The sequence below is a fragment of the Anaerocolumna aminovalerica genome, from assembly GCF_900115365.1.
Classification (GTDB): Bacteria; Bacillota; Clostridia; order Lachnospirales; family Lachnospiraceae; genus Anaerocolumna; species Anaerocolumna aminovalerica.
Genome location: NZ_FOWD01000002.1, coordinates 85,489 through 98,937, shown reverse-complemented (window position 1 = coordinate 98,937; position 13,449 = coordinate 85,489). Strand labels below are relative to the sequence as shown.

11 protein-coding genes are annotated in these 13,449 nt (G+C 36.2%); 8 read left to right on the top strand and 3 right to left on the bottom strand.

The annotated features are described in order from the left end of the window. Positions 1-267: 267 nt before the first annotated feature. The 3 genes from BM183_RS01545 to BM183_RS01535 all read right to left on the bottom strand — a co-directional run bounded on the left by BM183_RS01545 (position 268) and on the right by BM183_RS01535 (position 4,389). A complete protein-coding gene (locus BM183_RS01545) occupies positions 268-918 on the bottom strand; it encodes a potassium channel family protein (RefSeq protein ID WP_091683921.1) in 651 nt (216 codons plus the stop codon). 19 nt (positions 919-937) lie between these two features. Then, positions 938-3,751 carry a cation-translocating P-type ATPase gene (locus tag BM183_RS01540; RefSeq protein ID WP_207650119.1) on the bottom strand — a complete coding sequence of 938 codons (2,814 nt, stop codon included), beginning with the start codon at positions 3,749-3,751 and terminating at the stop codon, positions 938-940. A gap of 317 nt (positions 3,752-4,068) precedes the next feature. After that, entirely contained in the window at positions 4,069-4,389 is a 321-nt protein-coding gene (locus tag BM183_RS01535) for a hypothetical protein (RefSeq protein WP_091683919.1), read from the bottom strand. Between the two features lie 460 nt (positions 4,390-4,849). Between BM183_RS01535 and BM183_RS01530 the strand changes: the two genes are divergently transcribed. The 8 genes from BM183_RS01530 to BM183_RS01495 all read left to right on the top strand — a co-directional run bounded on the left by BM183_RS01530 (position 4,850) and on the right by BM183_RS01495 (position 13,208). Continuing rightward, complete coding sequence (locus BM183_RS01530) at positions 4,850-5,812, top strand: ABC transporter substrate-binding protein (RefSeq protein WP_091683917.1); 963 nt, start codon at positions 4,850-4,852, stop codon at positions 5,810-5,812. 221 nt (positions 5,813-6,033) lie between these two features. Further along, on the top strand, positions 6,034-6,966 hold the full coding sequence (locus tag BM183_RS01525) for an ABC transporter permease (RefSeq protein ID WP_091683915.1): 933 nt from the start codon (positions 6,034-6,036) through the stop codon (positions 6,964-6,966). Beyond that, positions 6,966-7,760 (top strand): ABC transporter ATP-binding protein, encoded by a 795-nt coding sequence (locus BM183_RS01520; protein ID WP_091683913.1) that lies wholly within the window; start codon positions 6,966-6,968, stop codon positions 7,758-7,760. Before BM183_RS01525 ends, BM183_RS01520 begins: the two co-directional genes overlap by 1 nt. 233 nt (positions 7,761-7,993) lie before the next feature. Beyond that, the gene (locus BM183_RS01515; protein WP_091683911.1) at positions 7,994-9,022 is read left to right on the top strand and encodes an HD-GYP domain-containing protein; all 1,029 of its coding nucleotides are present in this window, start codon (positions 7,994-7,996) and stop codon (positions 9,020-9,022) included. A gap of 158 nt (positions 9,023-9,180) precedes the next feature. After that, the gene (glnA, locus tag BM183_RS01510; RefSeq protein WP_091683909.1) at positions 9,181-10,512 is read left to right on the top strand and encodes a type I glutamate--ammonia ligase; all 1,332 of its coding nucleotides are present in this window, start codon (positions 9,181-9,183) and stop codon (positions 10,510-10,512) included. 45 nt (positions 10,513-10,557) lie between these two features. Next, positions 10,558-11,094, top strand: coding sequence for an ANTAR domain-containing response regulator (locus BM183_RS01505; RefSeq protein WP_091683907.1), 537 nt, complete (start codon positions 10,558-10,560; stop codon positions 11,092-11,094). 73 nt (positions 11,095-11,167) lie between these two features. After that, positions 11,168-12,001 carry a diaminopimelate epimerase gene (dapF, locus tag BM183_RS01500; RefSeq protein WP_091683905.1) on the top strand — a complete coding sequence of 278 codons (834 nt, stop codon included), beginning with the start codon at positions 11,168-11,170 and terminating at the stop codon, positions 11,999-12,001. Beyond that, positions 11,994-13,208, top strand: a complete 1,215-nt coding sequence (locus BM183_RS01495; protein ID WP_091683903.1) for an LL-diaminopimelate aminotransferase — start codon at positions 11,994-11,996, stop codon at positions 13,206-13,208. The genes dapF and BM183_RS01495 overlap by 8 nt, the downstream gene beginning before the upstream one ends. The last annotated feature ends 241 nt before the right edge of the window (positions 13,209-13,449 follow it).

Genomic DNA, 13,449 nt, shown 5'->3' with positions numbered 1-13,449 from the left:
CGCCTTTTTAATACAATAGCAATTTGTGTTCCCAACGCACATTGCTTTTTTTATTAATTTGTTTTTCATCTTAACCTCGATTCTGGCGCTTTAGCGCCTTTTTAATACAATAGCAATTTGTGTTCCCAACGCAAATTGCCTGGTTGAAAAACTTGTTTTTCAACCTAACCTCGATTTTGGCGCTTTAGCGCCTTTTTAATACAATAGCAATTTGTGTTCCCAATACAAATTGTCTGGTTGAAAAACTTGTTTTTCAACCTTCTTCTTTTATACTATGTCCAACATGGATTTCAATTTACTTATAGCAGAGGAAATAAGGGAAATATAAAGAACATCATCAGCTTCCAAAATGGTTCCGGAAGTAGGGATGAATGTTTTATTAATTCTACTAATGGAAACTACATGGATTTCACCAAGGGAGGTTATTTCATTTACCCTATGGCCGACTAAAAGGGCTGGAACTTCAATACGCACTAAGTTTACATTGCCATTTCCCATTTCAAACACACTGTCTAAGCGATTAAAAGTTATAATTTCGGTTGCTCTTTCGATTCCCCAGGTAGTTGTTGAAATAGTCTGTATACCTAAACGACGGTAGATATCTGCTTTACTTGAATCATAGAGCCTTGCAATGACTCGGGGGACACGGTAAATATTTTTAGCGATTCTTGCAACAACAGCATTTACTTCATCACTTTGAGTACAGGATACAACAGCGTCCACCTGATTAATTTTGGCTTTACTTAATATATCACGGTCAAATCCAAAGCCTAAAATTTTTGAACCTTTAAAATCGGGACCTAAATCATCCAAAGTTTCCTGCTTATAGTCAATTGCAGTAACCTGATGCCCTTTTTTCACTAGATTAAGGGCTAAACCTTTACCCATTCTACCTAAACCTACAATAATTACTTTCATGATAATTCACCTCTCTATTTTAATAGTCCTTACCACTTTTTTTACGAAGCATTGCTTTTCTTGCCTCTTCAATAAATAAAATTAACGGAGGCCAAACACATAATAACAGCCAGTCTGTTATATTAAGGGGGGCAGTATGGAATATAGTTTGAAATGGTGGAAAATATACTAAGGCTGCTATTAAGATTATTTCAAATATAATTCCGAAGTTTACTTGTTTATTACTGAATAAACCCACTTTAAATACAGATTGTATTTCTGTTCGGCAGTTGAATACAGCACCAATTTGGCCAAATACTATTGCAGCAAGTGCCATGGTAGTGGCTCTTACATATACAGGATCAATTCCTCCTGCAAGAGGAACATTTGGCCATCCATTTTGCATATTTACAAAGAAATAGGAAATGGTAGAAACAATAGATCCTAGTAAGCCATACCATAAGAAGGCCTTAATAATTAATTTTTTATTTAAAAGAGGTTCTTTCTGATTACGTGGGGGCTGCTCCATAATGCCTTTTTCCGCTTTTTCTGTACCTAGACCTAATGCCGGCAGCATATCAGTACCTAAGTCAATGGTTAATATTTGCATTACTGTTAAGGGAAGAGGAATAGTGCCTCTTGAAAACAGGTATAAAGCGGATGGAACAGCTTCTGCCATATTGGAGTTTAAAATGTACAGTAAAAACTTACGTATATTGCTGTAAACTGCACGGCCTTCTTCTATAGCATGAACAATAGAAGCAAAGTTGTCATCTGTTAGTATCATATCCGCAGCTTCTTTTGCTACGTCAGTTCCTGCAATACCCATGGCCACACCAATATCGGCCTTTTTAAGGGCTGGTGAGTCATTTACACCATCACCTGTAACTGCTACGATCTCACCCATTTCCTGAAGGTTAGATACCACTCTTAGTTTTTGCTCCGGTGCAACCCGGGCAAATATAATTTCATCTTTTAAGTATTCTTTTAGCTGCTCATCAGATAGTTCTTCCAACTCCATACCGGATATCACACGTGGATGAGTACCTTTTACAATACCAATGCGTTTTGCAATACTTTCGGCAGTTAATCCATAGTCACCTGTAATCATTATGATACGGATTCCCGCACGGCGGCATTCCTCTACGGCAGCAGCCACTTCAGGACGGGGAGGATCAGCCATAACCACTAAGCCAACAAATATTAAGTCCTGTTCAATAATTTCAGGTGTATATTCACTTAGCGCAACAGGAATCTTATCATCTTTGTGAAGTAAACGGTAGGCAACAGCTAAAACACGCAAGCCATCCCGTGCATAAGTATCATTTGCATCCATAATTTCTTTTCGCATCTGTTCCGTAAGTGGTTCAACTTTTCCGTCTATACGAATGTTATTACTTAATTTTATAATTTCTTTTGGAGCACCTTTTACATAAGCAATACGTTTTGTTCCTTCTATAGGCTGTTTCAGCTGATGTATGGTGGTCATCCTTTTACGGCGCGATTCAAAAGGCAATTCACGTAAACGAGGTGTTTCTTCCATTTGTCTGTGTACATCAATACCTGCTTTTTCTGCCGCCACACCTAAACAGGCTTCTGTGGGATCGCCTAATACAGTAAACCGTGGAGACTCTTCACTAGGTGGTAATAATCTTGCATTGCTGCATAGGGCTGCACCTGTGAGCAGCAGGTTCAGATCTTCATTATCATCTGCAGTCACTTTTTTACCACCATGTAGGATATTCCCTTCCGGTCCATACCCTACACCGGATACTTCATATTGTGTACCTGCTAACCACAAATGGTTAACGGTCATTTCGTTTTGTGTCAATGTACCTGTTTTGTCAGTACAGATAACCGTAGTACTTCCTAAGGCTTCAACAGAAGAGAGTTTTTTTACTAAAGCATTGCGTTTTGACATCCTTTGTACCGCCATAGCAAGTGACAAGGTAACCGTTGGCAATAAACCTTCCGGGATAAATGCCACAATCATGCCTAAAGCAAATATAAATGCTGAAGCAACCGGTTCCTTAACTAAAAATAAGGCAGCTATAAAAAAGAATACGCCAAAACCGATTGCAATCACGGATATTTGTTTTGTTAACCGGTCTAACTCTTTTTGCAGAGGGCTTTCAACTTTCTCCATGTTCTGAGTTAAGCCTGCAATTTTACCAAACTCTGTTCTCATGCCAATTTCCATAACGATAGCTTTACCATTACCTTCTGACACACTGGTACCAGCAAAGATTAAGTTGGGAATTTCTGCTTTTGTCAGGTCATCTTTTAACACAGCATCTCTTGTTTTACGGACAGGATTAGATTCTCCGGTAAGGGTTGATTGATTCACCTGTAAATCACTGGTTTCAATCAAGCGGGCATCCGCAGAAATTTTATCACCTTCTTCTAAAAGAATTATATCACCAATTACCAAATCCTGTGCTAAAATCTTTTGCTCTTCTCCATCACGAATAACACGGGAATAAGAAGGCAGCATATTTCTTAAGGCATCTGTTGCTTTACCTGCCCGATGTTCCTGCCAAAAGCTAAAAACACCATTAATGATATTTACCATAAATATAGCAATACCTAACTGAGGCATATCTGCAAAAATAGCTACGGCACCGCCAATCCATAATAAAATCGCCATTAAGTGGGTAAAGTTACCAAGGAAGATAAGCAACGAAGATTTTTTCTTCTTTTCTTCAATTAAATTTTTACCTTGTTCTTTCTGCTTTTCTTCCACTTCCGTTTGTGCAAGTCCCCCCGGCCTGGTTCCAAGTGCTTCATAGACTTCACTAACAGGAAGTTTAAAAATAGATTCTTTTGCATTTGAAACAATGTCTTTATTACTCAATTTTCACCAATCCTTCTTTCTATAATGTAAAAAAATATGCTAAACTTTTGAAAGCAAATGTGGATTATACTACTTTAATTTGGGGATTACAATTGATATTAAGAAACCTTAACACAATCTTTATACCCTTTAAAAACCGTGCATAATACTACGATTTCACATGGTATAGTTATCTTTGGCTTAAAAGAATTTTTTCATTCATGTGGAAGTAGTTAGAAAGTAAAGAATTTATAGATAAAAAGAATCTGGAACTGTGAAATAAAAAAGATATCTCCTATAAAGCCAGGAGATATCCATATTTTTTATGATTGAATCAACTATTCTTTTTCTTCTTTAATTTTAATATAGATATTTGTAAATGTTTCATACATTTTTTCATATTCATCACTGCTTATTATTTGATGTTTTATGGAATATTCACATAGAAAACTGGAATATGCCACAAATTTAATAAATTGGGCAAGTAAGTTATATCGTTCTGCTTCATAATATTTTCTTATAATATCGTAATTATACAGGGTTATTTCCATAATAGTACTATCTGCTATTTTATCAAGAACTTCTTGCATTCTATCAAATTTGGAATCTACGAATAATTCTTTTAGATCTGTATTCAGATTATTAATTTCTTCTGTCAAGTTATACCTTCTTTCTATTTATATGTATATATAGGGAATAGTAATTTGCCTATTTATTATATCATGAACGTAAAGCTTGTTCATGGATCTTGGGACTCCACTCAGAAAATTCAAGCAAGCTTGCATTTTTCTCATTCCGTTTTTATTATATCATATCAGCCTTCTATTTCAAAGAAAAATAAATCAGAATTATATACAATGGGCTGGTGGTGAAAAGTAATAAAACTACAGGAAAGTTGCTGAAAAGTAATTGACAAAAATAAATTTTTATAGTAGACTTTATTAAGTGAAAGCACTAAAGCTTTAAAGCGACTATGTGCTAAAGACAGGGGTAATTAAGGCGCGCTAAAGCGCCAAATCTAGGTCAGGTTGAAAAACAAGTTTTCAACCGGCAATTTGTCCATAACACAGATTGCTATCATTATTTAAAAGGCGCTAAAGCGCCGGAATTGAGGTTATTATGAAAAAAAGGAATAAAACATTGGTAATTTTATCAATTTTAGGACTAATTAGTACTGCACTTACTGGCTGCGGTAAGAAAGATGGGGTATTCACAATAGGAGTAAGTCAGTATGTAGAACATGCCGCATTAGATGCATCTTATAAAGGATTTGTAGATGCATTGGCAGAAGCAGGGTATGTTGACGGTGAAAAGATAAAGATAGATTATCAAAATGCCCAGGGGGATCAATCCAATACCAATACCATTGCAACTAAATTAGTAAATGATAACAATGATTTAATATTAGCAATTGCAACACCTTCCGCTCAAGCAGTTGCGAATGCTACAAAGGATATACCCGTATTAGTAACAGCTGTTACGGATCCCTATGATGCAGGTTTGGTAGAATCCAATGAAGCACCAGGGGGAAATATATCCGGAACTTCCGATTTAACACCGGTTCGAAAACAATTTGAGTTATTAACACAGTTAATTCCTGATGCTAAAAAGGTTGCCATTCTATATACATCAAGTGAAACTAATTCTAAAATTCAAGCACAGATAGCAAGAGAAGCAGCAGAAGAATTTGGATTGGAAACTGTAGATGCTACCGTATCCAATACCAACGAAATTCAACAGGTAGTGGAATCCCTAATTGGAAAAGTGGATGCTATCTATGCTCCTACGGATAATCTGATTGCAAAGGCTATGCCAACGGTAGCTATGGTTGCAAATTCCAGTGAACTACCGATTATTTGCGGTGAAAAAGGAATGGTAGAATCAGGTGGATTGGCTACATACGGAATTGATTACTATGAACTTGGTAAGTTAACCGGTCAGCAGGCTGTTCAAATTATTGAGGGAAAAGCAAAAACGGAAGATATGCCAATTGGCTATCTGGCTGAGGAAGATTGTGAATTAACTATTAATGAAGATGTTGCAAAACAGCTAGGTATTGAAATTCCTGGAGATTTAAAATAAATAGAAATTTAATGTAAGAAGAATCAAATAGTAAAATTAGTTCAATAAATATAATTGGATTGAAAAAAGATTTTGCATTGCAAAGTCTTTTTTCGCTGTCTTATAGAAAAGAGAAAACAAGGTCCTATAGAAAAGAAGAATAAGGCATTATAAAAAAGTAAAAATAAGGCAGATTCAAATGAACGTAAGGGCAGTATTATAGCTGCAGAAAAGAGGTAAATATGAATTTATTACTGGCAATACTGGGTGCCATGTCCCAGGGATTATTTTGGGCCATTTTAGCATTTGGAATATATATTACATTTCGAATATTAAATTTTGCGGATATGACTTGTGAAGGAAGTTTTGCAACGGGAGGAAGTGTATGTGCATTATTAGTGGCAGGATTTAACTGGAATCCATTTTTAAGCCTGATTGTGGCAACTCTGGCCGGAATGGCGGCAGGTGCTATAACCGGTCTACTACATACAAAATTAAAGATACCTTCCATTTTAGCAGGTATTTTAACCATGATTTCCTTATATTCAATAAACTTAAGAATTATGGGTCAATCCAATACACCCTTTTTACGTGATAAAAGCACAATTATTACTTTGATAAAAGATTTATTACCACCGGCAAAAGAATTAGGCATGAAAGATTCCACACTACAGATTTTGGTTGTCATAGTATTAGGAGTTTTATTCTCTGCTCTAATGATCGGATTTTTATATTGGTTCTTTGGAACAGAGATGGGCTGTGCCATAAGGGCTACCGGTAATAACGAAGCAATGGTAAGAGCACAAGGAGGAAACACCAATAAATACATTATCATAGGGTTGGTTGTCAGTAATGGGCTTATCGCATTATCTGGAGCTTTGGTTGCACAAAGCCAGGGATATGCGGATGTAACTATGGGTGTTGGTGCTATCGTAATCGGCCTGGCCTCCATTATTATAGGTGAAGTAATATTTCACAAAAAGATTTCATTTGCTCATAAATTAATAGCCATTATAGTAGGCTCCATCATATACCGTATTATAATTGCCTTAGTGTTGCATATAGGATTAGACACCAGTGATTTAAAACTTTTAACTGCAGTTGTTGTTGCCATAGCCCTTTCTATTCCGGTACTTAGAAAGAAAAAAGTTGTAGTTATACAGGAGGAAGAATAATGCTTAGAATAGAAAAGGTATATAAAACATTCAATCCCGGAACTATTAATGAAAAAAGAGTTTTAAAGGGATTAAGCTTACATCTGAATCCTTCTGATTTCGTAACTGTTATAGGAGGTAATGGTGCCGGTAAATCAACTACACTAAATATGATTGCCGGCGTACATGTACCTGATGCAGGTAACATTATATTAGATGGAGTAGATATAACAGGAATGCCCGAATACGAAAGAGCAAAATATTTGGGAAGAGTTTTTCAGGATCCTATGATGGGAACTGCTGCGAATATGGAGATTCAGGAAAATCTTGCTTTGGCTTTCCGCAGAGGAGAAAAGCGAGGACTGAGATGGGGAATCTCCAAAGAAGAGAAAATAAAATATACAGAGGCCTTAAAGATTCTGGATTTAGGATTAGAAACAAGATTAACATCCAAGGTAGGACTTCTATCCGGTGGACAAAGGCAGGCACTAACCTTACTTATGGCAACTTTACAAAGACCAAAGCTGTTACTATTAGATGAACATACCGCAGCACTGGATCCTAAAACTGCTAATAAAGTACTGGAAATAACAGAGCATATTGTGGAAAGCAATAAACTTACTGCATTAATGGTAACCCATAATATGAAAAATGCAATTCAGTATGGAAACCGTTTAATCATGATGCATGAAGGAAAAATTATATACGATGTCTCAGGAGAAGAAAAGAAAAATCTAAAAGTAGCCGATTTATTAGCCAAATTCGAAAGTGCAAGCGGCGGTGAATTTGCAAATGATAGAATGATTCTTTCATAAGAATAAAAAGTTACAAACTCGTTACAATACATACAGAGGCTGTCGCAAAATAATACACTTTGCGACAGCTTTTGTATTATGTGAACCATTTTTGGTTGTTTATAATATTTTTTGTATATAAATAAAAAAAATATGTACCATTATTTGACTTCATGTGATATAATGTAACAGTATATGACAAAAAAGGTATTTTAAGGTGGAGAACATAAGCGAAATCTGGAGGATATATTGTAATGAGATTTCTTTCAATAGATAAGGTAATGTCCGGTACTAAATTAGCTAAACCTATTTATGGAGCACATGGATTAGTTTTAGTTCGAGAAAATTTTGAGTTAACAGAAGGAATCATATGCCGGTTAAAGGGACTTGGTTATCAAGGTGTTTACATTGAAGATGAGATATCGGAAGATATTGTTATTAATAATATAGTTGATGATGAAATCAGACTGGAAGCAGCATTCCGATTGGAAGAGATGTTAAGAAATAAAGGAAATTTAGATACATTAAAACCCTTAATATCTGAAATAGTAGAAAGTGTCATTGAGAGCAAGGATGTAGTGATTAATTTAAACCGCCTGTGCGGACATCATCAATATACTTTTATGCATAGTGTGAATGTTGGAATATTATCTACCTGTATTGGCGCTAAAATGAAGTATAGCCGAAAAGAACTGATTGAGCTGGGGACTTCCGGTATGCTTCATGATGTTGGAAAGAAATACGTACCTTTGGATATACTTGATAAAAAGGGGAAATTAACTAAGGAAGAATTTGATGTAATATTGAAACATCCGGAAAAAGGATACGATATGTTGTCAAGCTCTTATAACCTTAATTCAGCAACAAAAGTGGGTGTTTTACAGCATCATGAAAGATTTGACGGAACCGGATACCCCAGAGGTCTAAAAGGTGAGGAAATATCACCCTTTGGTAGAATTCTTGCTGTAGCAGACACTTATGATGCCATGACTTCCGACCGTTCTTACCGAAAAGCATTTGAAGCTTCGGAAGTTCTGGAATACTTGCTTGGAGCAGGAAATACAGGATATGATTATAATATTGTAGATCATTTTACAAAATGTATTGCAGTATACCCTATAGGAACCTGTGTTGCATTAAGTGATGGTACCCAAGGTATTGTTATGCATAATTATTCTGATTGTATTTTAAGGCCGATTGTCCGCAATATTCATAATAAGCAAATCATTGATCTGAAAAATGATCCCAACTACTTGGATGTTTGTATTAATGGCGTTATGTAGCGAAATAAATAAATGAAAACTGATTGACAAAAAATAGTTAGATTGTTATCATAAATACAGCATGGCAAAGGTGTTCTGTAATAGAATAGGAAAACCTTTGCTTTTTTCGTTTACGTATATCAGTACAATAATAATATGAATGAAGGAGCGAAAACAATATGAGGCACTATACAAAACAAGATATTTATAGATTGGTAGAAGAAGAGGATGTGGAGTTCATCCGCTTACAATTTACCGATATATTCGGTAACCTGAAAAATGTTGCTGTAACTACAAGTCAATTGGGAAAAGTGCTGGATAATGAATGTATGTTTGACGGTTCTTCCATTGAAGGCTACGCCCGTATTGAAGAGTCGGATATGTATCTTTACCCGGAACTTGATACTTTTGAAATTTTTCCATGGAGGCCTCAGCAAGGAAAGGTAGCCAGATTTCTATGTGATGTATATAAGCCGGATGGAACACCATTTGAAGGAGATCCAAGAAATATATTGAAAAAGGTTGTAAAAGAAGCGGAACAGTTAGGATATACCTTTGATGTGGGACCGGAATGCGAATTCTTTTTATTTGACCTGAAAGAAAATGGGGAACCTACCAATAGCTCAAAGGAACGAGGAGGATATTTTGATGTAGGCCCATTGGATTCCGGTGAAAATGCAAGGCGTGAAATGGTACTTACATTAGAAGATATGGGTTTTGAAATAGAATCTTCCCATCACGAAGTTGCGCCGGCACAGCACGAGATTGATTTTAAATATGATGATGCTGTTAAAACCGCAGATAATATAATGACTTTTCGAATGGCAGTAAGAACCATAGCAAAGAGACATGGACTCCATGCTACCTTTATGCCAAAACCAAAGTATGGAATTAATGGTTCAGGAATGCATATTAATATGTCTATTAAGAAAGACGGGAAAAATATATTTGATAACCCTGAAGGTAAGCTGGGCTTAAGTGAAGATGCTTATCATTTTATAGCCGGATTGATGAAACATATGGAGGGAATCACTGCCATTACCAACCCAATCGTGAACTCTTATAAGAGACTGGTTCCAGGTTATGAAGCGCCGGTCTATATTGCATGGTCCGCCACCAGCAGAAGTCCTTTGATTCGTATTCCTTCATCCAGAGGGATTAATACCAGAGTGGAATTGAGAAGTCCGGATCCGGCTGCAAACCCATATTTGGCATTGGCAGTGTGCTTAGCTGCCGGTTTAGATGGTATTAAGAATAAACTTACCCCTCCGGAAAGTGTGGATAAGAATATTGTGGCTATGACAAAAGAAGAGATGGAGCAGTGCGGAATTAAGTACCTTCCTGCTAATTTAAAAGAAGCAACGATAGCTCTGGAACAAAATGAATTTATTAAAAATGTACTTGGAAATTATATATTTACCAAATATGTTCAAGCAAAGAAAGAAGAATGGAATCAATATATTATTCAAGTGTCTCAGTGGGAAATTGATCAATACTTACATCGTATTTAATAAGAGAAAGCAAATCAGCATAATAAGCGATGGAGGTGATCGGATGTGCTGAGTATTATAGTTGCATTTCCAAAGATAGATGATGCGAAAAGTATTAAAAATACTCTTATTAAAAACGGATTTGAAGTGAATTCTACTTGCACTACAGGTGCTCAGGTAATTAGTATTACAGATCAATTGGATGGAGGAATTGTAATTTCCGGGTATCGGCTTTCCGACATGTATTATAATGAACTGAATAACTATCTTCCAAAAGGTTTTGAAATGCTTTTGATTGCTTCGCCAACAAAATTAGCAGAAAGTAAGGAAAGTAATATTGTTTGCCTTAAAATGCCTCTAAAAATCAATGATTTGCTTAATACGCTGCAAATGATGACCTATAACTATACAAGGCGTAAGAGGAAAGAAAAGCAAAAGGGCAGAACAGAAGAAGAAAAAGCTGCTATCAATAAAGCCAAGCAAGTGCTTATGGTTAGAAATAATATGACAGAAGAAGAAGCACATCGATATATACAAAAAAACAGTATGGACAGTGGAATTAATATGGTTGAAATGGCTGAAATGATTTTGAATTTACTTTAAAAGAATGAGGTTACACATTCCAGCTATTTGTTAATATTTATAAATTGCAGATATTCCAATATAGGAGGCACACATGAAATTTACAAAGATGCAAGGCTGCGGCAATGATTATGTATATGTAAATTGTTTTAAGGAATCTGTGGAGGATGGATCCAAAGCAGCAATTAAGGTTAGCAACAGACACTTTGGAATTGGTTCGGATGGGCTTATATTAATTAAACCTTCTGATAAAGCAGATTTTATGATGGATATGTACAATGCAGACGGTTCCCGGTCACAAATGTGCGGTAATGGCATACGCTGCGTTGCAAAATATGTTTATGATTATGGTTTGACAGATAGAAAAAATATATCAATTGAAACCGGTGCAGGTATAAAATATCTGGATTTAAAAGTAGAAGAGGGCCGTGTAACAGAAGTTACGGTAGATATGGGAACACCTATTATAGTTCCTGAATTAATTCCTGTGGTTTCGGACAGGGAAAGGATTGTTGCTATGCCTATAACAGTGGGCGGGATTTCATACGAAATGACCTGTGTTTCTATGGGTAATCCCCATGCAATTGTATTTGTAGACAATACAAAATCCATTGATATTGAAAAAATAGGTCCTTTGTTTGAACACCATGCTATGTTTCCGGAGAGAACAAACACGGAATTTATTCATGTAATTGATAGGCATACAATTGATATGCGGGTTTGGGAGAGGGGTTCCGGTGAAACCTTAGCATGTGGAACAGGAGCCTGTGCCAGTGTATATGCCTGTATTCTAAATGGATTAACAGAGGATGAAGTAAGGGTAAGATTATTAGGCGGTGAACTTAAGGTAAAATATGACAGGGAAAAGAACACTATATTTATGACAGGGCCTGCGGTAACTGTATTTGAAGGAGAAATTTATGTTTAAAATAAATGAAAATTATTTAAAATTACCTGGAAGTTACTTGTTCTCTGATATTGGTAAAAAGGTAAAAGAATTTACAGAAGCAAACCCTGATAAAAAGATCATCCGCCTTGGTATTGGAGATGTTACCCTACCACTGGTGCCGGCAGTAATTGAAGCACTGCATAAAGCTACGGATGATATGGCAGTTAAAGAAACCTTTAAAGGCTATGCACCTGATCTTGGCTATGAATTCTTAAGAAGTGCCATAGGGGAAAATGATTTCAAAAAAAGAGGGGTTGACATAGCTGTTGATGAAATTTTTATCAGCGATGGTGCAAAAAGTGATTCCGGTAATATAGGAGACATCTTTGATGCAGACAATAAAATTGCGGTTTGCGATCCGGTTTATCCGGTTTATGTAGATACCAATGCTATGGAAGGAAGAGCCGGTAATTATCTGCCGGAGCAGGGCAAATGGAGTAATGTTATTTATATGCCTTGTACCAAGGAAACTAATTTTGCACCGGAACTGCCTAAAGAGGAACCGGATATTATATATTTGTGTTTTCCAAATAACCCCACAGGAGCAGCCATTAATAAAACAGAACTGCAAAAATGGGTTGATTACGCCAACAAAACAGGGGCTGTAATCATATATGATGGGGCTTATGAGGCTTACATTTCTGAAGAGGATGTGCCCCACTCTATTTATGAATGTGACGGTGCTAAGACCTGTGCCATTGAAATCAGAAGTTTTTCTAAGAATGCTGGCTTTACCGGAACAAGACTTGGTTTTACCGTAATTCCAAAAGAATTAAAATGTGGCGGTGTAATGTTGAACAGTTTGTGGGCAAGACGGCACGGTACTAAATTTAACGGTGCTCCTTATATAATTCAGGCGGCAGGTGCTGCTGTTTATACAGAAGAAGGTAAGAGACAGACCAAGGAACAAATTGCTTATTATATGAAGAATGCAAAAGTAATCCGTGAAGGTTTAACCGCAGCAGGTTACAATGTATCCGGTGGTGTTAATGCTCCCTATATCTGGCTTGAAACACCAAAGGATATGACATCATGGCAATTCTTTGATTATTTATTAAAAGAGGCTAATGTAGTGGGAACTCCGGGCTCCGGTTTTGGCCCAGGGGGAGAAGGATATTTTCGTCTAACTGCATTTGGTACTTATGAGAACACCCTTGAAGCAATAGAAAGAATTAAGAAGCTATAATGTTATAAATCAAATTATATTATATTTGGAAAAGGGAGTAATCACTATGAGAGTACTAGTGAATAACTCCCTATTTCTGATGATTACAACTTCCTATATACCTTGGGGAATAATTATATGGCGATTGGTTTGGAATATTTGTATAAAAATTAAATTATTATGGGTAAATATTTAGATAATTTTTGGTTTTATAATGGAAAATCTTATGTGATTCATGTATAATGTATTGGTACGGAATATT

Excerpts from the sequence above, each read along its gene's own strand:
- BM183_RS01545 (WP_091683921.1), bottom strand. The coding sequence starts at position 918 with ATGAAAGTAATTATTGTAGGTTTAGGTAGAATGGGTAAAGGTTTAGCC.
- dapF (WP_091683905.1), top strand. The coding sequence starts at position 11,168 with ATGAAATTTACAAAGATGCAAGGCTGCGGCAATGATTATGTATATGTA.
- glnA (WP_091683909.1), top strand. The coding sequence starts at position 9,181 with ATGAGGCACTATACAAAACAAGATATTTATAGATTGGTAGAAGAAGAG.
- BM183_RS01525 (WP_091683915.1), top strand. The coding sequence starts at position 6,034 with ATGAATTTATTACTGGCAATACTGGGTGCCATGTCCCAGGGATTATTT.
- BM183_RS01520 (WP_091683913.1), top strand. The coding sequence starts at position 6,966 with ATGCTTAGAATAGAAAAGGTATATAAAACATTCAATCCCGGAACTATT.
- BM183_RS01495 (WP_091683903.1), top strand. The coding sequence starts at position 11,994 with ATGTTTAAAATAAATGAAAATTATTTAAAATTACCTGGAAGTTACTTG.
- BM183_RS01530 (WP_091683917.1), top strand. The coding sequence starts at position 4,850 with ATGAAAAAAAGGAATAAAACATTGGTAATTTTATCAATTTTAGGACTA.
- BM183_RS01515 (WP_091683911.1), top strand. The coding sequence starts at position 7,994 with ATGAGATTTCTTTCAATAGATAAGGTAATGTCCGGTACTAAATTAGCT.